Origin of the sequence: Bradyrhizobium sp. CCBAU 53415 (assembly GCF_028128735.1) — a bacterium.
Taxonomy (GTDB): Bacteria; Pseudomonadota; Alphaproteobacteria; order Rhizobiales; family Xanthobacteraceae; genus Bradyrhizobium.
This window is the reverse complement of record NZ_LBJF01000022.1, coordinates 174410-194000: the sequence shown is the minus strand read 5'-3', so window position 1 is coordinate 194000 and position 19591 is coordinate 174410. Positions and strand designations below refer to the sequence as shown.

At 65.2% G+C, this 19591-nt stretch carries 19 protein-coding genes; 12 read left to right on the top strand and 7 right to left on the bottom strand.

Annotation, left to right across the window (positions count from 1 at the left end; all coding sequences use genetic code 11):
* Positions 1-180: 180 nt before the first annotated feature.
* Positions 181-978, top strand: a complete 798-nt coding sequence (locus XH87_RS15400; RefSeq protein WP_271587938.1) for an acyl-CoA thioesterase domain-containing protein — start codon at positions 181-183, stop codon at positions 976-978.
* Positions 979-1126: 148 nt separating this feature from the next.
* On the opposite strand, the gene XH87_RS15395 is transcribed toward XH87_RS15400, so the two are convergent.
* Together XH87_RS15395 and XH87_RS15390 are read right to left on the bottom strand one after the other, a co-directional pair.
* Positions 1127-1591 (bottom strand): nuclear transport factor 2 family protein, encoded by a 465-nt coding sequence (locus XH87_RS15395; RefSeq protein WP_271587937.1) that lies wholly within the window; start codon positions 1589-1591, stop codon positions 1127-1129.
* 139 nt (positions 1592-1730) lie between these two features.
* Positions 1731-2531 (bottom strand): alpha/beta hydrolase, encoded by an 801-nt coding sequence (locus tag XH87_RS15390; RefSeq protein WP_271587936.1) that lies wholly within the window; start codon positions 2529-2531, stop codon positions 1731-1733.
* Between the two features lie 251 nt (positions 2532-2782).
* Here XH87_RS15390 and infC point away from each other — a divergent pair, with 251 nt between their 5' ends.
* Entirely contained in the window at positions 2783-3322 is a 540-nt protein-coding gene (gene infC / locus XH87_RS15385) for a translation initiation factor IF-3 (RefSeq protein ID WP_080134054.1), read from the top strand.
* 129 nt (positions 3323-3451) lie between these two features.
* Here the strand turns inward: infC and XH87_RS15380 are convergent, their stop codons facing one another.
* On the bottom strand, positions 3452-3841 hold the full coding sequence (locus tag XH87_RS15380; RefSeq protein WP_271587935.1) for a hypothetical protein: 390 nt from the start codon (positions 3839-3841) through the stop codon (positions 3452-3454).
* Between the two features lie 263 nt (positions 3842-4104).
* On the opposite strand from XH87_RS15380, the gene rpmI reads away from it, so the two are divergent.
* From rpmI to XH87_RS15350, 6 genes are all read left to right on the top strand, one after another.
* Complete coding sequence (gene rpmI, locus XH87_RS15375; protein ID WP_008539890.1) at positions 4105-4305, top strand: 50S ribosomal protein L35; 201 nt, start codon at positions 4105-4107, stop codon at positions 4303-4305.
* 79 nt (positions 4306-4384) lie between these two features.
* Positions 4385-4744, top strand: coding sequence for a 50S ribosomal protein L20 (rplT, locus tag XH87_RS15370; protein WP_035704086.1), 360 nt, complete (start codon positions 4385-4387; stop codon positions 4742-4744).
* Between the two features lie 215 nt (positions 4745-4959).
* Positions 4960-6042, top strand: a complete 1083-nt coding sequence (gene pheS / locus XH87_RS15365) for a phenylalanine--tRNA ligase subunit alpha (protein WP_271587934.1) — start codon at positions 4960-4962, stop codon at positions 6040-6042.
* A gap of 2 nt (positions 6043-6044) precedes the next feature.
* On the top strand, positions 6045-6434 hold the full coding sequence (locus XH87_RS15360) for an ASCH domain-containing protein (RefSeq protein WP_271587993.1): 390 nt from the start codon (positions 6045-6047) through the stop codon (positions 6432-6434).
* A gap of 9 nt (positions 6435-6443) precedes the next feature.
* Positions 6444-8852: a phenylalanine--tRNA ligase subunit beta gene (gene pheT / locus XH87_RS15355; RefSeq protein WP_271587933.1), complete on the top strand. Its 2409-nt coding sequence runs from the start codon at positions 6444-6446 to the stop codon at positions 8850-8852.
* A 55-nt stretch (positions 8853-8907) separates the two neighbouring features.
* Complete coding sequence (locus XH87_RS15350; protein ID WP_271587932.1) at positions 8908-9678, top strand: sulfite exporter TauE/SafE family protein; 771 nt, start codon at positions 8908-8910, stop codon at positions 9676-9678.
* Positions 9679-9717: 39 nt separating this feature from the next.
* Here the strand turns inward: XH87_RS15350 and XH87_RS15345 are convergent, their stop codons facing one another.
* Positions 9718-11106: a flavin monoamine oxidase family protein gene (locus XH87_RS15345; protein ID WP_271587931.1), complete on the bottom strand. Its 1389-nt coding sequence runs from the start codon at positions 11104-11106 to the stop codon at positions 9718-9720.
* A gap of 192 nt (positions 11107-11298) precedes the next feature.
* Here XH87_RS15345 and XH87_RS15340 point away from each other — a divergent pair, with 192 nt between their 5' ends.
* The gene (locus XH87_RS15340; RefSeq protein WP_271587930.1) at positions 11299-12276 is read left to right on the top strand and encodes a YiiX/YebB-like N1pC/P60 family cysteine hydrolase; all 978 of its coding nucleotides are present in this window, start codon (positions 11299-11301) and stop codon (positions 12274-12276) included.
* Positions 12277-12556: 280 nt separating this feature from the next.
* Here the strand turns inward: XH87_RS15340 and XH87_RS15335 are convergent, their stop codons facing one another.
* Positions 12557-12832, bottom strand: coding sequence for a metal-sensitive transcriptional regulator (locus XH87_RS15335; RefSeq protein WP_035712163.1), 276 nt, complete (start codon positions 12830-12832; stop codon positions 12557-12559).
* A 73-nt stretch (positions 12833-12905) separates the two neighbouring features.
* Between XH87_RS15335 and XH87_RS15330 the strand changes: the two genes are divergently transcribed.
* From XH87_RS15330 to XH87_RS15320, 3 genes are all read left to right on the top strand, one after another.
* Complete coding sequence (locus XH87_RS15330) at positions 12906-15362, top strand: heavy metal translocating P-type ATPase (protein ID WP_271587929.1); 2457 nt, start codon at positions 12906-12908, stop codon at positions 15360-15362.
* Positions 15363-15435: 73 nt separating this feature from the next.
* Complete coding sequence (gene nikR, locus XH87_RS15325; protein ID WP_035712159.1) at positions 15436-15882, top strand: nickel-responsive transcriptional regulator NikR; 447 nt, start codon at positions 15436-15438, stop codon at positions 15880-15882.
* A 111-nt stretch (positions 15883-15993) separates the two neighbouring features.
* Positions 15994-16734, top strand: coding sequence for a sulfate transporter family protein (locus tag XH87_RS15320; protein WP_271587928.1), 741 nt, complete (start codon positions 15994-15996; stop codon positions 16732-16734).
* Between the two features lie 78 nt (positions 16735-16812).
* Here XH87_RS15320 and XH87_RS15315 read toward each other — a convergent pair whose 3' ends face one another.
* Positions 16813-18441 carry an MFS transporter gene (locus XH87_RS15315; protein WP_271587927.1) on the bottom strand — a complete coding sequence of 543 codons (1629 nt, stop codon included), beginning with the start codon at positions 18439-18441 and terminating at the stop codon, positions 16813-16815.
* Positions 18428-19564 carry an HlyD family secretion protein gene (locus XH87_RS15310; protein ID WP_035712152.1) on the bottom strand — a complete coding sequence of 379 codons (1137 nt, stop codon included), beginning with the start codon at positions 19562-19564 and terminating at the stop codon, positions 18428-18430. The genes XH87_RS15315 and XH87_RS15310 overlap by 14 nt, the downstream gene beginning before the upstream one ends.
* Between the last annotated feature and the right edge of the window lie 27 nt (positions 19565-19591).

The window sequence follows — 19591 nt, the reverse complement described above, 5'->3', positions numbered from 1 at the left end:
CGCGGCAGGCGGGGAATCCAGTACGCCGCAGCCATCGATGAACCACAACTGTCTCGGAGTACTGGATCGCCCGGTCGAGCCGGGCGATGACACCCGTTGTCGTGGCGAGAGCTTGCACTCCTGTCTCCCACGATACCACCACCCTTGATTTCCCCGCCCATTCCCGCAAAGTCGCGCGCCATGACAAACATGCCTTTCTTCACGCGCGACGGCGATACATTCCATCCGACGGAGGCGGCCAACGGTCCATGGGACCCGAAATCGCTGCACGGTCGCGTCATTGTCGGCCTGCTCGGCCTTGCCATCGAGGAGCGCCATTCCGGCCCCGATTTCGTGCCGGCGCGGCTCACCGTCGACATGTTTCGGCTGCCGACCATCGATAAGCCGATTCAAGTGACGACGCGCCTCGTGCGCGACGGTCTGCGCATCCGCCTGGTCGAGGCGGAATTCATCTCCGGCGGCGTCAGCATGGCGCGCGCCTCCTGCCAGCTGTTGCGCAAGACGCAAAATCCAGAAGGCAACGTCTGGTCGCCACCGAACTGGGATGCGCCGAATCCGGCCGACATTCCCAAGCCGACCGATCCCAGGCTCGGCATGAACGGCAAATGGACGACGCGCCCCATCGTCGGCCATATGGGCTCGCTCGGTCCGCGCCGGCTGTGGATGAGCGAGGTTCGCGAGCTCGTCGCCGGCGTTGCGATGACACCGTTCGTCCATGTCACGGTTGCCGCCGACTTCGCCAGCCCCTTTGCCAATGCCGGCGACAAGGGGCTCGGCTACATCAACAGCGACGTCACGATCTATCTGCACCGCCTGCCGGTGACGAAGTGGATCGGCTTCGAAGTGGTGAACCACCACGCCACCGACGGCGTCGCGATCGGCGAATGCTGGCTCTATGACGAACAGGGCCCGATCGGCACCGCCACGGTCGCAGCGCTGGCGCAGCGCAAACCGACGACGAATCCGTCGAAGCGGTAGGAATACGGGGCCTCTCTCCGACCGTCATTCCGGGATGCGCCGTCAGGCGCAGACCCGGAAATCCATCGGGCCGCGGACCGAGAGGCGAAATGGATTCCGGGTTCGCGCCAAGTGCGCGCCCCGGAATGACGATGTGGAGAGAGCCGGCTTAACGCAAATGCCGCTGCATCTCCGGGCGCGCCTTCAGATCGGCGCCCTGCTTGGCGACGATCTTGGCGATTCTTTCCGGCGCGAAGTTCAGATCGACGAACGCCGGCGCGGTGTTGGCGACCTCGTGATAGCTCGCGATCCTGCCGTCACGCAGCGTCATGATCGCAACGCCCTCGAACATCGCCCGCGCGCCGTTCGCTTCCGGCAGGGTCGAACGATAGCTGAAGGTGTAGCGCGCATAGAGCGTGGTGCCGTCCGACACCGGATCGTGCATGTCCCAGCGGAAGTCGGTCGCCGTACGATAGAACCAGTCGTCGATCATCGCGGCGATCTTGGTGCGGCCTGCGAATGCGCCGTAGAAGACGTCGTGATAGACGCCGTCCTCGGTGAAGAGGTCGGCGAACGCGCGGCCGTTGCGCTGTTCGACGGCGTCGCAGAAGGCGCGCAGCATGGCGGTGGTCATCGGCGTTGCTCCCAATTTCTGTCATGCCCGCGAAGGCGGGCATCCAGTACGCCGCAGCCCATCGGCTCAATAACGGGCGCTGGTGGAATACTGGATCGTCCGCTTTCGCGGACGACGATACGGAGTGCTTGGCGACACTTCACCCGATCTCCGCCACCGCGGCAAGAATGCGCGCGATGTCCTGTGGGCGGGAGAGGCGGTGATCGCCGTCCTGGATCATGGTCAGCACGACGTCGTCGGCCGGCAGGCGGTGCGTCAGCGCGAACGCGTGCCGCCAGGGCACGTCGGGATCCTGCGCGCCTTGCAGGATGCGGACAGGGCAGCCGAGATCGATGGCGCTGCCGAGCACAAGGTGGTTGCGGCCCTCCTCGATCAGGTTCCGCGTGATCGGATAGGGTGAGCCGTCGCCGTAATCCGACGGCCGCATCCAGACGCCCTTGGTTTCGATCTCTTTCTTCACCGCGGACGAGAAATTCTTCCACATCAGCTCCTCGGTGAAGTCGGGCGCCGGCGCGATCAGGACAAGGCCGGCCAGCGACGCCTTGGCTCGTTGTTTCCCTTGCCGCTTCTTGATCTCGCGCGCGAGCAGCAGCGCCATCCAGCCACCCATGGACGAGCCGATCAGGACCTGCGGGCCGTCGCAGAACCGTTCGAACACTGCAACGCTCTCCTCCAGCCAGCGCCCGATGGTTCCGTCGACGAAGTCGCCGCCGGACTCGCCGTGGCCGGAATAGTCGAACCGGACCATTGCGCGGTTGTGATCCCGGGCCCAGGCGTCCAGCGCCAAGGCCTTGCTGCCCTGCATGTCCGATTTGAATCCGCCCAGCCAGACCAGTCCGGGCCCCTGTCCAGGCCGGCTGCGGACCGCGATCCTGCGTGCGGACGGGCCCTCGCCCACATTGATGGAGTCGAGCATGGCATCAGGAATTATATCGGTCATGGAACGTTTACTCCGGCTGCGCGGTTTGAGCTGTCCGGGCGTGTGCCACGAAGCGATCCGATGCCGGCATTGGCCGTTTGGGACGCTTGCGGAACAGAAGCAAGGTGTCTATGTCGGTCAACGTGCCGGAGGACGTGGCCAAAATGCCTCGCATTTGAGGGTTTTTCGACCGCGGCACGAGCGACTTGCTTGCCGGCAAACGCATCTTCCTTCAAAATAGCCGCTTCCTTCACAACTTTGGAGAACCACCCATTCGCCGTCCTAATAAAGCTCCGCCCGCTGCCAGCAAAGACGGGCCGCGCATCAATGATGATATCCGCAATGCGCAGATCCAGCTGATCGATCAGACCGGTGATAACAAAGGCACGGTCGAGACGGTCGTCGCCATCCGGATGGCCCAGGAAGCTGGCATGGATCTGGTCGAGATTTCGCCGAATACCAGCCCTCCCGTCTGCAAGATCATGGACTACGGGAAGTATAAGTATTCCGCTCAGAAGAAAGCTGCGGAAGCCCGCAAGCGGCAGAAGACCGTCGAGATCAAGGAGATCAAGCTCCGCCCGATGATCGACGACCACGATTACGACGTGAAGATGCGGGCGATGCAGCGGTTCTTCGAAGAGGGCGACAAGGTCAAGATCACGCTGCGCTATCGCGGCCGCGAAATGGCGCACCAGGAGATCGGGACCAAGCTGCTTGACAAGATCAAGACCGACGTCGCCGAGCTCGCCAAGGTCGAGCAGGACGCGCGGTTCGAAGGCCGCCAGGTCGTCATGGTGCTGGCGCCGCGCTGACGCTCAGGGACCGAAAGTTCAGGACTGAGAATCCAACGGCCCGTCCGGATCTCCGGCGGGCCGTTTTTGTTTTTTGCCTCTCCCGCAAGCGCAAGCGGGAGAGGGAGCGCACCTCCCGCTTCGCGACAGCTACGTCCTCGTCGCCTGCCAGGTGCCGCTGCACTGGTCGCCGGAAATGATGCCCCTCCACGAGCCGGCGCCGTTCATGCCGGCCAGCCGCCCGCCACCGCTGGCACGGGATGCACCGACTGAAACCTGGACCGCGACGGCTCCGGAGCGGTTGACCCTGCCCGAGACCCGGCCGCCGCCGGCGGACGAGACGCGGCTGCCCGTCACGGTGAAGGGAACACTGTAGCCTGAGCTGCAATTGCCCCTCGTGGTGGCGAAGGTGACGTTCCAGATGCCGTCATAGCCGCCGACGCGGGCGTCGGCCGCCGAAGGCAACATGGCCGCAGCAAGCACGGCAAAGAGAGCCAGGCGGCGCGGAAAGCGGATGGAGAATTGCGGGAAGTCAGCCATTTGAGTCCTGCTCCGGCAGAAGAATGTGGCAGCTTGGGAAATAGTCTCCGGGCCTATTCCGCCGGTTCATCGTTGCCATTTGGCTCCCGCTCTGTCATAAGCCCAGCCTTCATCGCCCGGCTGATCAAGGGCTGCCGTGGCGGTGTTCTGTGCGGGTTTCGCGTTCGTTCGCAAAACCTGAGCACAATCAACGCTCTAACGAGCATTTTAGACGGCCAGCCGCCTTCACGGGCGGATTTCTGTTGTGGCCACAGGAGAGCCAAATGCCCAAGCTGAAGACCAAATCGGGCGCTAAGAAGCGCTTCAAGGTGACTGCCACCGGCAAAGTGATGCACGCCCAGCGCGGCAAGCGTCACGGCATGATCAAGCGGACGAAGAAGCAGATCCGTCAGCTCCGCGGCACCCGCGTGCTGTTCAAGACCGACGGCGACAACGTCAAGAAGTACTTCTTGCCGAACGCCTGATCGCGTCCACGATCACTGCCACCGTGCCGCGTCTTGCGCGGCAATCCGATAACCAAAGTCATCTCTGAAGGATTTCGTCATGTCTCGCGTCAAACGCGGTGTGACCGCCCACGCCAAGCACAAGAAAGTCTACAAGGCCGCCAAGGGTTTCTACGGCCGCCGCAAGAACACCATCCGCGCCGCCAAGCCGGCTGTGGAGAAGGCCCAGCAATACGCCTTCCGCGACCGCAAGCGGAAGAAGCGGACATTCCGCGCGCTCTGGATCCAGCGTATCAATGCTGCCGTTCGTCCGTTCGGCCTGACCTACAGCCGGTTTATCGACGGCATGGCCAAGTCGGGCATCACCGTGGACCGCAAGGTGCTGTCGGATCTCGCGATCCGCGAACCCGCCGCGTTCCAGGCGATCGCCGAGAAGGCCAAGGCCGCCCTTGCGGCTTGATGCGGCCAAGGCTGCGCTGGCGGCGTAAGCCGTCTTCCACCGTGCTCTGCGCAGCATTCAGCTTGTGATGGCCCGGGCAAAGGCGCGTCTCGCGTTTTACTGCCCCGGCCGTCATTTCTCGCGCAAACACACTTCTCCGACGTGGAAGCCCGGCGCAATGCCGGGTGTGACGGGCTAGGATCATCGGCTCAGCATCCTGGCCAAAAGGGATTGCCATGACCGATCTAGCTCAGCTCCAAGCCCAGATCATCGCCGACATCGCCGCCGCCAGCGACGAGGCCGCGCTCGAAGTCGTGCGTGTCGCAGCCCTCGGCAAGAAGGGCTCGATCTCCGCGCTGCTCGCCACGCTCGGCAAGATGTCGCCGGACGAGCGCAAGACGCAGGGCGCCGCGATCAACCAGGCCAAGGACGAGGTCAGCCAGGCGCTTGTCGCGCGACGCGACGTGCTGAGATCGGCGGCGCTCGATGCGCGGCTCGCGTCCGAGACCGTCGACGTCACCCTGCCACTGCGCGAGGCACCGGTCGAAGCCGGCCGCATCCATCCGCTGAGCCAGGTCTGGGACGAGCTGACCACGATCTTCGCCGACATGGGATTTTCGGTGGCCGAAGGTCCCGACATCGAGACCGACGACTACAACTTCACCAAGCTGAACTTCCCGGAAGGCCATCCCGCGCGCGAGATGCACGACACCTTCTTCTTCCATCCGAAGCAGGACGGCTCGCGCATGCTGCTGCGCACCCACACCTCGCCGGTGCAGGTGCGCACCATGCTGAGCCAGAAGCCGCCGATCCGCGTGATCTGCCCGGGGCGCACCTATCGCATCGATTCGGACGCGACCCACACGCCGCAATTCCACCAGGTCGAAGGCCTCGTCATCGACAAGAGCTCGCATCTCGGCCACCTCAAATGGATCCTGCACGAGTTCTGCAAGGCGTTCTTCGAGGTCGACCACATCAACATGCGCTTCCGTCCCTCCTTCTTCCCGTTCACCGAGCCGTCGCTGGAAGTCGACATCCAGTGCCGCCGCGACAAGGGCGAGATCCGCTTCGGCGAGGGCGAGGACTGGCTCGAGATTCTCGGCTGCGGCATGGTGCATCCGAACGTGTTGCGCGCCTGCGGCATCGATCCCGACGAGTACCAGGGTTTTGCCTGGGGCATGGGGATCGACCGCATCGCCATGCTGAAATACGGCATCGCCGATTTGCGCCAGCTGTTCGACAGCGACGTCCGCTGGCTGTCCCATTACGGCTTCAAGCCGCTGGAGGTGCCGACGCTCGCGGGGGGATTGAGCACGTGAACCTGAGCGCCGTCCCGGAGCAATATCGCGGCCTGCGGTCGTTCGCCTTCGGCGACGGGCCGGCGCTGGCCGACGAGTTGCTCGATCTCGTGATCCGGGGCGTCAAGACCGCAACATGCAGCACCGAGGACGAGCCCAACACCTCGACGCCGGGCGAACGCTGGATCGTGCTCGACGGACGCGGAGAGCCGTGCTGCATCATCGAATCGACCGAGGTGAGCTATCGCCGCTTCGGCGAGGTCGATGCAGCCTTTGCCTTCGACGAGGGCGAAGGTGATCGCAGTCTCGACTACTGGCGCAACGCGCATCGCAATTATTTCGGTCGGCAAGGCAAGTTTCGCGAAGACATGATGCTGATGTGCGAACGCTTTCGCCTGGTCGAGGTTTTCTAGGAACGCAAAATGAAATTCACCCTCTCCTGGCTGAAGGATCATCTCGACACCGACGAGCCGCTGGACAAGCTCGCCGAGAAGCTCACCATGATCGGGCTCGAGGTCGAGAATATCGAGGACAAGGCCAAGGCTCTCAAGCCGTTCACCATTGCGAAGGTGATCTCGGCCGAGCAGCATCCCAACGCGGATCGCCTGCGCGTCTGCATGGTCGACACCGGCGACGGCGGCGCGCCGGTGCAGGTGGTATGCGGGGCGCCGAACGCGCGCGCCGGGCTCGTCAGCGTGTTCTCGCCGCCGGGCACCTACATTCCCGGCAAGGACATCACGCTCGGCGTCGGCACCATCCGGGGCGTCGAAAGCCGCGGCATGCTGTGCTCGGCGGCCGAGCTGCAGATCTCCAACGACCATGACGGCATCATGGAATTGCCGGCGGACGCGCCTGTTGGCGCTGCTTACGCCGAATGGGCTGGGCTCGGTGATCCCGTGGTCGAGATCAACCTGACGCCGAACCGGCAGGACTGCACCGGCGTGCACGGCATCGCCCGCGACCTCGCCGCGGCCGACATGGGCAAGTTCAAGGACCCGGCCATCAAGCCGATCAAGGGCGAATTCCCCTGCCCGGTGAAGGTCACGGTCGAGGATTCCACGCTGTGTCCCGGCTTCGCGCTCCGTCTCGTGCGCGGCGTCAAGAACGGGCCGTCGCCGGAATGGCTGCAGAAGCGGCTGACCGCGATCGGGCTGCGCCCGATCAACGCGTTGGTCGACATCACCAACTTCATGACCTTCGACCGCGCGCGTCCGCTGCATGTGTTCGACGCCAAGAAGGTCAAGGGCAATCTCGTCGTGCGCCGCGCGCATGAGGGCGAGAGCCTGCTCGCGCTCGACGGCCGCACCTACAAGCTCGATCCCGCCATTTGCGTGATCGCCGACGAGCATGGCGTCGAATCCCTCGCCGGCATCATGGGCGGCGAAGCCTCGGGCTGCGACGAGAGCACGACTGACGTGCTGATCGAATCGGCGCTGTGGAACGAGATCAACATCGCCCAGACCGGCCGCAAGCTCGGCATCAACTCGGATGCGCGTTACCGTTTCGAGCGCGGCGTCGATCCGGCCTTCATGGTGCCCGGCCTCGAGCTCGCGACCAGGCTGGTGATGGAGATGTGCGGCGGCACGCCGTCCGAGACCGTCGTGGCCGGCAAATCCTTCGGCGACGACCGCGTGATCGATTTCCCCGTCACGGAAGTGAAGCGCCTCTCCGGCATCGAAGTGCCGCAAGCAGAGATGAAGCGCATCCTGACCCATCTCGGCTTCATGATGGCGGGCCCCGGCCCGGTCGTGAAGGTCGCGGTGCCGTCCTGGCGCACCGACGTGCACGGCAAAGCCGACATCGTCGAGGAGATCGTGCGGATCTTCGGCGTCGACAAGGTGCCGATGACGCCGTTCGAGCGCGGCGAGGACGCGCGCAAGTCCGTGTTGACTTCGCTGCAGCTGCGCACCCGCCGCGCGCGACGCGCGCTCGCGAGCCGCGGCATGGTCGAAGCTGTGACGTGGTCTTTCATCGCAAAACCCGCGGCAGAATTGTTCGGCGGCGGCCAGCGCGAGCTCGAAGTGGCCAACCCGATTGCGTCTGATTTGTCGGACATGCGCCCGACCCTGCTTGCGGGCCTCGTCGCCGCCGCGCAGGCCAATGCCGATCGCGGCTTTGGCGATGTCGCGCTGTTCGAGGTCGGCCAGATCTTCAAGGGCGATCGCCCGCAGGACCAGTTCATGGCGGCAAGCGGCGTGCGCCGCGGTTTTGCGTCCTCGGAAGGTCTCGGGCGGCACTGGACCGGCTCGGCGCAGGCGGACGTGTTCGACGCGAAAGCCGACGCCCTGGCGGTGCTGGCTGCGGCCGGTGCTCCGATGCAGGCCCTGCAGATCGTCGCCGGCGGCCCCGGCTGGCTGCATCCGGGCCGGTCCGGCACGATCCAGATCGGTCCGCAGAATGTGCTCGGCTGTTTCGGCGAGATGCATCCCCGCGCGCTCGAGGCGCTCGGCGTCGACGGTCCGTTGATGGTGTTCGAGGTGATTCTCGACCGCATCCCTGAGGCGAAGAGGAAGCCGACCCGTGCCAAGCCCCTGATCGAGCTCTCCGCCTTCCAGCCGGTTACGCGCGACTTCGCCTTCATCGTTGACCGCGCCGTGAAGGCCGGCGACATCGTCCGCGCCGCGCAAGGCGTCGACAAGAAGCTGATCACCGGCGTGAACGTTTTCGACGTCTACGAGGGCAAGGGCATCGATGACGGCAGGAAATCGATCGCGATCGCGGTGACGATCCAGCCGCGTGAGAAGACGCTGACCGACCAGGAGATCGAGGCTGTCGGCGCCAAGATCGTGGCCGAGGTCACGAAGAAGACCGGCGGCACCCTGAGAGCATGATGGCGAGAAGTGCGGAGCGGTTTTCAGACGAAACCTTGCTCCAGAAGCACGGAGCATGAGCCTCGCCGACTTTCTCCCGAAGGACGTCAGCCTCGCCATTGCGATGGCGCTGTGCGCCGTCGCCTTCGTTTCGGGCACCGCGCGCGGCTTCTCCGGCTTCGGCTCGGCGCTGATCTTCATGCCGCTGGCAAGCAGCATCGCGGCGCCGCGGCTCGTTGCGGCTTTGCTGCTCGTCATCGATTTCGTCGCGGCCACACCGCTGCTGCCCGACGCATGGCGGAAGGCCGACCGCAGGGCAACCGCGGTGATCGTGCTCGGCGCGCTGATCGGCGTGCCCCTCGGCACCTATTTCCTGAGCGTGCTCGAACCCGTCACCACGCGCTGGATCATCTCCTGCTTCGTCGCCGCGCTCCTGCTTCTGCTGCTGTCGGGCTGGCGCTACCGCGGCAAGGACCACACCTGGCTCTCGGTCGGTATCGGAGGCCTCTCTGGCTTCTGTAGCGGCCTCGCGCAGACCGGCGGCCCGCCGATCGTCGGCTACTGGCTCGGCCGTCCGATCGCACCGATCGTCGCCCGCGCCAACATCGTGCTGTTCTTCGGCGCGTCGGATTTCTTCTCGATGGTCAGTTATGCAGCGACAGGCCTGATTTCGCGCGAATCGCTGGTGCTCTCGCTGATCGTCGGACCGGTCTATGCGATCGGTGTTGCCTTCGGTGCCTCTCTGTTCGGCCGCGCCAGCGAAAAGGTGTTTCGCGGCATCTGCTACGCGCTGATTGCGATAGCGGTGATTGCCGGGCTGCCGGTGCTGGATGGGGTGTTGCGTTAACTCTCTTCGTCATCCCTGCGAAGTGTTGCGACTTTGTTGCTATTGCCGCGGTGCCCTGCGCTTCTTCGTCGATTGCGTCGGCATGTCGGCCGGCTCGGGCTTGAGCGCGCCGATCTTGCGCAAGGCGGCATCAGCGGCGCGCTCGCCGCTTTCCCAGGCGCCGTCGACAGTGCCCCACAGCGTCTCGTGCGTGGCCTCGCCGGCGAGGAACATGTTTCCAATCGGCTCGCTCAGGGTTTTTCGCGAAAGCTGGCCGCCGGGCGAGGATGCCGACATCGCGCCCATCACATAGGGAGAGGCGTTCCAGCGCGTCGTACTGGCCTTCTGCACGGCGGAAGCGGCCTCTCTGCCAAACAGTTTTGTGATCCATTCCTTCGCGAAGGCGACCATGGCCTTCTCGCCCTGCTCGGAGAGATCGCGACCGAAGGAGCCGCCGACATCGATCGAACACAGCGAGGAGCCACCGATATTGGCGAACATGAGCGCCGTGCGCGTCGAATTGCTCTGCTCGATGAGAATATCGTCGCGCGACAGGCCGAGCGGATTGCCGGGCAGTTGCAGCACGATGCGATCGTAGCTGCCGAGGGTGAGCTTCGATGCCGCGTCCAACGTGCGCTTGGGAATGTCGGGTGCGAACCTGATCGCGCCCGATGTCAGTACATTGGTCGAGACCGTGATGATGGCGGCGCGCGCGGCGATCCTGCCGGCTTGCGTCTCCACGCTGACGTCGCGGCTGCTCCAGGCGATTCGGCTAGCTGGCGTCGACAGCGCCACCGGCGTCTGCTCGGCGAGCCTGGTGATCAGCGTGCCAAGGCCCTGGCGACAGGCGATCGCCGCGTTGCGATCCTGCGCGCGTCCCTTGTCGATCGCGGACAACTCCTTCAGGTCCTTGCCGGCGAAGCTCGCGCCCAGCATGAACTCGGCCGCGCCCGCCCAGTCGCCGAGATCCTTCGGCAGCACGGATGCGCAGGAGGTATCCAGCTTGCCGCGCGCGGCCTCGTCGATGGCGCGGTTGGCGCGCACCAGCGCGGCCAGGAATTGCTCGATCTCGCCCGCGCGCGCGTTGCGGCGGCCGATGCGCATCTTCTGGCCCGATGACACCGGCAGCACGTCAAGCCCGACACTGCGCGCCAGCCGGATCATGGGATTTGTGTCGGGATTGTGCATCCAGCGCGCGCCGCGGTCGAACGGCGTGTCGAACGTCGTGCTATCAGTGATGCAGCGGCCGCCGATCTGGGATGCCGCTTCCACCACGACGACCTTGCGGCCCATCGCCATGATGCGCCGCGCCGCGGCAATTCCCGCAGCCCCCGCACCGATGACGACGATGTCGGCCTCCCGCGGCAGGGGCGCGGCGATTGCGCGCAGGACCGGCATCGCCGCAAAAGCCGCCGACGCCGAAAGGAAGCCGCGGCGCGTGATTGTCATGTCATGGTTTCCGGGGACTTGCGGCAAAAGAGAACAGCCCGCGAACCTTGGCGCATCTGATGTTGCACGGCAACCATCATGGTGAATCAATCGTGCTTGATCTCACAGAGTGATGAACCGAATTGCAACACGTTTCGACCATGATAGAGAAAGGGAAAAGACGGCCGAAAAAGGCCGTGGGGGGAGTTTGACATGGGGACGGTCCTGGATTCGGTCGGCAAGGTGATTGCCGCGTACCTCTCGAAGGAGGTGCCCGGCTACGAGCCGTTCACGCCGAGCGACCCGGAGCATCTGCGCGGCGTCATCGAGCCCGGCGACGTGCTGCTGGTCGAGGGCAACAACCGCATCTCCGGCATCATCAAATATCTCACGCAGTCGACCTGGTCACATGCCGCGCTCTATGTCGGCCCGGTCGAGGGTGCGGAGGAGGCCGACGGCGAGCCGCATGTGCTGATCGAGGCCAATATCGGCGAAGGCGTCACCTCGGCGCCGCTGTCGAAGTATTTCCCGTATCACACCCGCATCTGCCGCCCGGTCGGGCTGTCCTATGAGGACCGCACCACAGTCTGCCGCTATGCGATCAACCGCATCGGCTTCGGCTACGACACCAAGAACATCGTCGATCTCATGCGCTATCTGTTCCCGCTGCCGGTTCCGCAGCGTTGGCGCCGGCGCATGATCGCGATCGGCTCAGGCGACCCGACCAAGATCATCTGCTCGGCGCTGATCGCGCAGGCGTTCGACGCCGTGCGCTATCCGATCCTGCCGAAGATCACCAAGGCCGGCAGCCGCGCCGCCCGCCGCGAGATCCTGCACATCCGCGATTCCTCGCTCTACATGCCCCGCGACTTCGACATCTCGCCCTATTTCGAAGTCGTCAAACCCACCATCGTGCACGGGTTCGACTACACCGTCCTGCACTGGGCCGACAAGCAGAAGCCGCTCGAGGAGGTAGCGGGCTCGTTCGGTGTGTTTCCAGAAACGGTCGTGGCGCCGCCGCTCATTCCTGAAGCGATTGACGAAGAGGCGCCGACTGAGATTCCGGCTGAGCAAGTGAGTGCGCGGACCGCGGAAATCAGCACCAATTTCTCCGAGCATTTTGTGCAGCTGAGCGAACTCGCGATGTACCGCGCCCGGCGCCGCGGAAACGCCTGCGAGATCGCGGCATAACCCCGCTATCGTCCCGGCGAACGCCGGGACCCATACCGCGGAATCTATCGTTCCGATTGTAGGCGTACCGAACGACCAATCTTCGTCAAACTTCTCCCTGGGGTTATGGATCCCTGCTTTCGCAGGGACGACACCGACCTTGTGGGAAGATCTCGCCCGAAGCCGTCATTGCGAAGAGCGCGGCGACGAAGCCTGCGGAATCTTTCCGCGACGAATTCTGGATGATTCCGCCCCGTCAAGCTTCGGCGTCCACGTCGCGGCGCCCTCGCAATGACGAGAATTACCGTTCCGCCCGCCCGATCACCGCCATCAGCTCCGCGATCTTCTCGCGCTGGTCGACCTTGTCGCCGCTTGCAATGGCGTGCTCGACACAATGGGCGACATGGTCCTTCAGGATCTCCTCCTCGACCCGGCGGAGCGCGGCACGCACCGCCGAGATCTGCGTGACGATGTCGATACAGTAGCGGTCTTCCTCTACCATTTTCGAGAGGCCACGAACCTGGCCCTCGATCCGGCCGAGACGTTTTCCGACGGATGCCTTGATGTCCTTGCGCATGCGTTCTATATACCCCTACCGGGTATGGGTTGCAAGACCGGTACAAGACCAGGCACAAGGCCGGAGCATGGCAATGAACAACAACGAGCATCGTCACGACGCGGAAACCCATTCCGGATGCGGCTGTTCCGCGAAAGCTGCACCGCCGGCGGCGAAGCCCGCGACCTCCTCGTGCTGCGGCGGCGACGGCGATCATTCCAGCCATGCCCATCATCAGGGCCACGACCACGGTGATGACGCGACCAAGGTGAAGGACCCCATCTGCGGCATGACGGTCGATCCCGCGACCTCGAAGCACCGCTTCACACATCACGGTGAGACCTTCCATTTCTGCTCGGCCGGCTGCCGCACCAAGTTCGCCGCCGATCCCGCCAAGTATCTTGCGAAGGAGAAGACGCCCGAGCCGGAAATGCCCGCGGGCACGATCTACACCTGCCCGATGCATCCGGAGATCCGCCAGGTCGGACCCGGCAGCTGTCCGATCTGCGGCATGGCGCTGGAGCCTGAGATCGCGAGCCTGGAGACCGGCCCCAATCCGGAGCTCGCCGATATGACGCGCCGGTTCTGGATCGGCGCCGTGCTGTCGCTGCCGCCGGTGGTGCTGGAGATGGGCGGCCATCTCGCAGGCCCCCACAGCTGGATCGATCCGACGCTGTCGAACTGGATCCAGCTCGTCTTCGCAACTCCCGTGGTGCTGTGGGCGGGCTGGCCGTTCTTCGTCCGCGGCTGGCAGTCGCTGCTGAGGCGCAACCTCAACATGTTCACGCTGATCGCGATGGGCACCGGGGTGGCCTATGTCTACAGCATCCTCGGCACCGTCACGCCGCAGATATTCCCTGACACCTTCCGCGGCCATGAAGGCGCGGTCGCGGTCTACTTCGAGGCGGCTGCGGTCATCACGGTGCTGGTGCTGCTCGGCCAGGTGCTGGAGCTGCGCGCCCGCGATGCGACGTCGGGCGCAATCAAGGCGCTGCTTCAGCTCGCACCGAAGACGGCACGCCGCGTCAATGCCGATGGCAGCGAGCACGAGGTCGAGATCGACACGCTTCATGCCGGCGATTCCTTGCGCGTTCGTCCCGGCGAGAAGGTGCCGGTCGACGGCATCATCCTGGAGGGACGCTCGTCGCTCGATGAATCCCTGGTCACCGGCGAGTCCATGCCCGTGACCAAGGAGACCGGTGCAAAGGTCATCGCCGGCACGCTGAACCAGTCGGGCAGCTTCGTGATGCGTGCCGACAAGGTCGGGCGCGAAACGCTGCTGTCCCAGATCGTGCAGATGGTCGCGGATGCGCAGCGCTCGCGCGCGCCGATCCAGCGGCTGGCCGATCAGGTCGCCGGCTGGTTCGTGCCGATGGTGATCGTGGTCGCAATCGCAGCCTTTGCCGCCTGGGCCTGGTTCGGACCGGAACCGCGGCTGGCCTTCGGTCTCGTCGCCGCCGTCAGCGTGCTGATCATCGCCTGCCCCTGTGCGCTCGGACTTGCGACCCCGATGTCGATCATGGTCGGCGTCGGCCGCGGCGCGCAAGGCGGCGTGCTGATCAAGAACGCCGAGGCGCTGGAGCGGATGGAGAAGATCGACACGCTCGTGGTCGACAAGACCGGCACCCTGACCGAGGGCAAGCCCAAGGTGGTCGCGATCGTGCCGGCCGCCGGCTTTGCGGAAGATGACATCCTGCGGCTTGCGGCCAGCGTCGAGCGCGCCAGCGAGCATCCCCTGGCGGACGCCATCATGCGCGCGGCCAGGGAAAAGCAGCTCGCCCTTGGCCAGGTCGAGCAATTCGATTCGCCAACGGGCAAGGGCGCGACCGGCAAGGTCGACGGCAAGACCATCGTGCTCGGCAATGCACGATATCTGTCATCGATCGGCATCGATACCAGATCGCTCGACACTGAAGCCGAACGGCTGCGTGGCGACGGCGCGACCGTGATCAACATGGCCGTCGATGGCCGGCTTGCTGGCCTGTTCGCGATCGCCGACCCGGTCAAGGCCTCGACTCCGGAGGCGCTCAAGGCGCTCGCGGCCGAAGGCATCAAGGTCATCATGCTCACCGGCGACAACCGTACGACGGCACAAGCCGTGGCGCGCCAGCTCGGTATTGCCGAGGTCGAAGCCGAGGTGCTGCCGGACCAGAAGAGCGCGGTGGTCGCAAAACTGCAAAAGGCCGGCCGCAGCGTCGCGATGGCCGGCGACGGCGTCAACGACGCGCCGGCACTGGCGGCGGCCGAGGTCGGCATCGCCATGGGCACCGGCACCGACGTGGCGATGGAGAGCGCCGGCGTCACATTGCTCAAGGGCGACCTCGTCGGCATCGTGCGGGCGCGCAAACTGTCGCAGGCGACCATGAGCAACATCCGCCAGAACCTGTTCTTCGCCTTCATCTACAACGCCGCCGGCATTCCGATTGCGGCCGGTGTCCTCTATCCCACATTTGGCGTGCTGCTCTCGCCGATCATCGCCGCGGCGGCGATGGCGCTGTCCTCGGTGAGCGTGGTCGGCAATGCGCTGCGCCTGCGCACGACGCGTCTGTGACCTGCTGGCAGACTCCCTCGCCTCCCTTCGGAGGAAAGGCTACAACCCCCCTGAGCCCGATGGAGAGGACCTGATGCAGCGGATAACCATCACGATCGAGGACGATCTCCTGGCGGAGATCGACGCCGCGGCGGAAGCGCGCGGCTATCAGAACCGCTCCGAGATCATTCGCGATCTCGCCCGCGCCGGCCTGCAACAGAGCACGGAGGACACGGCACAGACCGGCCAATGCGTGGCCGGTCTCGTCTATGTCTACGACCACGCCGCGCGCGATCTCTCAAAGCGCCTGGTGCAGGAATTCCACGGTCATCACGACCTCGCGCTGGCGACGCTGCACGTCCATCTCGACGACAACAATTGCATGGAGATGACGGCGCTGCGCGGCAACGCCTCCGAAGTCAGCCACTTCGCCGACCACATCATCGCCGAACGCGGCGTGCGCTACGGCCGCGTGGTGATGATTCCGACCGGCGAAGGCAAGCAGGCGAAGGCACGCAAGCACGGGCACAGGCATGGGTAGCCGGGTGCTTGCGTGCCCTGGACACGGTCGCGTCCTGGGCAGTCGGCCGCCCTTGCCGAAGCCGCATTGGGTGTCTACCTCTCGCGAAGTGTTGACCTGAGAGGGTGCCCCATGCTGGATGCCGCCATCAAGGCGCTGTCACAAATGATCTCGCCGCCGATGCGCTCGATCCTGTGGCGATCCATCGGCTTGGCGCTTGTGCTGATCACCGTGCTGGCGATCGGTTTGCAGCGGCTGCTCAGCTGGTTTGCGACCAATGGCGAGGTCTGGCTGGAGGGCCTGCTCGGGCCGGGCTGGCATTCATCGATCGAAGTCCTGTCGTGGATCGTCTCGATCGCGGCGGGCCTGGGAGTCGTGTTCGGCGGCGTCTTCCTGATGCCCGCGATTACCTCGCTGGTGGCGAGCCTGTTCGTCGACGACGTCGCCGACATCGTCGAGCGCGAGCATTATCCGGCCGAGCGGCCCGGCGTGGCGCTGCCGTTCAGCCAGGCGATCCTCGAGGGAATCAAGACCGCCCTCTTGACGATCCTGGTCTACCTCGCCGCCTTGCCGCTGGTACTGTTCGCCGGCGCGGGTTTCCTGATCTTCTTCCTCGCCGCCGCCTGGCTGCTCGGCCGTGAATATTTCGAGCTCGCCGCGATGCGCTTCCGCCCCCCGGAAGAAGCCAAGGCGATGCGGCGCGACCATGCCGCGACCATCTTCACCGCCGGCCTGTTCATCGCCGCCTTCGTCTCGATCCCGATCGTCAATCTGGCGACGCCGATCTTCGGCATGGCCTTCATGGTCCACATGCACAAGCGGCTATCGGGCCCGCGGCCCGAGCTGGTCGAGCCGGCGCGGCAGGTGCGGTGACGCTTCACTGCGTGCCAGCAAAGGTGCGCCCCTCTCCCGCAAGTGGGAAAGGGGACCGACCCCGCGGCGTGAACTCGTTCAGCTCACCTGCACCCCACACTTCCGCAACACCATCCTGGCGAAGCCGAACGGCGCCGGCGTGAAGGGACCCGTCGGCGCGCGCGTGACCAGCGCGACGATTGCAAGCGCGGCTATCGCGAGCCAGAAGCACAGCCAGAAACCGTCGATATAGGCGAGCACATTGGCCTCGCGCTGGACGATGCCCCCCAGCGTGCCGACCGCGCGCGCCTGCGCCGATCCTGTGCCATAGGCGGCGAAGTGATCGGCAAGCTGCTTCAGCCTCTGCACCACGTCGACATCGCCGACCGCAAGGTTCTGGCCGAGATAGAAGGAATGGACCTGCTCGCGCACGCGCAGCCAGGTGCCCATCAGCGCCACGCCGATCTCGGCGCCGCCGAGACGCATGATCTGGATATAGGCGGCAAAGGAGGTGGCGCGGCTCGGATCGGAGTTGGAGAGCAGCGTGATGATCAACGGCAGCAGGGTCAGCGACTGCCCGAGCGCTTGGAGCAGCACGATGCCGGCGAAGTCCTCGCGTGCCCAGTCGTGAGTGAGTCGCGTGCCCCAAAGATTGGCCGCGGCGAAGCAGGCAAAGCCCACGACGATCACGGTCCGCGTATCGAAATGCCTCAGCAGCCAGATCGAGACCGGCACCAGCACGAACATCGGCAAGGCGCCATAGGTGAGCAGCAGCATGCCGCTCTGCTCCGGTCTGAGCAGCGCGATGGTGGCGAGGAAGTTCGGCACCAGCGACGCATTGGACAGGCTGGTCAGCGTGTAGAGCAGGATCAGCACCAGTCCCAGGCCGATATTGCGCGAGAACAGCACGTTCACATGCGCCCAGGGCTGCCGCACCAGCGATTCGTTGAGGAAGAAGGCCAGAAACAGCACCGCGCCCGCTGCGAGCAGTGCCATCACCGTGCCCGAACCGAGCCAGTCCAGCCGGTTGCCCTGGTCAAGCCCCGCATAGATCATCGACACCGAGGCGCCGAGCAGCAGCATGCCGCCCCAATCGGCCTCGCGCAGCAGCGCGCGGTTCACCGGCTCGTGCGGCGTGCCCAGATAGACCATCAGGCCCATCAAGGGCGCGATCACGACGCCCTGCCAGTACAGCCATTGCCAGCCGAGATGGTCGACATAGAAGCCGACCAGCGAGGTCGAGGTGTCCAACGCGAAGCCGACGCGGATCGCATAGATCGAGATCGCCGGCAGCCACCAGCGGATCGGCAGATTGCGGAGCACGATCATCAGCGTCGCCGGCACGAAGGTGCCGAGCAGGAGACCATGCACCACGCTCAGCGCGAGCAATGTCGGATAGTCGTGCACGAAGGGAATGATGAACGCGACGGCGGCATAGACGAGACTGGGGATGCCAAGGACGCGGCGCAGGCCAAACACCGTGGCAAGCCAGGCCACCGCAGGCGCGATGAATATCTGCGAGCCGATGCCGGCGGTGGAGAGCCAGGCGCCCTCGTCGAAACCGAGCGAGAACGCGCCGCGGAGATCCGGCAGGCCGACCGTGGTCAGCCGGCTGTCGAAATTGGCGAGAAACGAGCCGAGCAGCACCGCCACGACGGCGAACAGGGGCTGCGGCGCGACGCCGCCGCGCGAGAGCGGTTCGCGGCTGGCACCGTCATTTTCGGCCATTCGCGGCCTTCGTATCGATGCTGGTGACCACCGACATGCCCGGCACCAGCCGCGCCACCAGCGGCTGGTCGTCATCGAACTGAATGCGCACGGGAATGCGCTGCACGACCTTTGTGAAATTGCCTGTTGCATTGTCGGGCGGCAGCAGTGCCACCTGTGCACCCGTCGCCGGCGCAATGCGCTCGACCCGGCCGCGCAGCTTCTCGCGCGGGAAACTGTCGACGGTGATCTCGACCGGCTGGCCCGGTGCCACATGCGTAAGCTGGGTCTCCTTGTAGTTCGCGATCACATAGACCTTGGGCAGCGGCACCACGTTGATGAGGTTGGTGCCGATATTGACGTAGTCGCCGGGCTGCACCTGGCGCTCGCCGACAACGCCGTCGAACGGGGCGGTGATCTTCGTGTAACCAAGCTTGAGCTTCGTACCCGCCAGCGTCGCCTTGGCCGCCTCGACATCGGCGGCGCGCTGCTTCCTGGTACCTTGCAGGACTTCGAGCTGATGCTGCTGGGCCGCGATCACTGCGCGGCTCGCGCGAACGTCGGCCTGTGCCTTGGCGTAAGCGGCCACCGCCTGCTCGAGGCGCTGGCGCGTGCCGGATTCGGTCTGCGACAGCGATTGCTGACGCTCCTGCTCCTGCCGTGCCTCGACCTCCATGGCCTCCGCAGACAGCCGTGCGGCCTGCGCCTGCGCGATCGTCGCATATTGCAGCTCGATCTGGTTGGCGAGATTGTCGAGCGCGGCTTGCGCCGCGGCGACCGCAGCTTCGGCCTGCGCGACTTGCGCCTCGTAATCGGCGGGATCGATCTGGATCAGGAGGTCGCCGGCCTTGACGCGCTGGAAATCGGTGACCCCCACGCTGAGCACTTCGCCCGAGACGCGGCTCGAAAGCCGCGTCAGCTCGGCGCGCACATAGGCGTCATTGGTGGTCTGGATCACCGCACTGCCGACCCATTCGTCGAAGCGCAGCGTCGCCAGCCCGACGAAGGCGAGCGCGACGATGACCGCAAACAGCGGAATCGCGAGCCGGCTCCAGAGCGGCGTGGCCGGCCGCTGTGTTGGCTTGGGCGATGAGGCCGGCGGTGCGGCCGGAGCCGATGATGGACTTTGCTCTTGTTGACTCACGACTTAACCTCAAACGAACTCACCGCG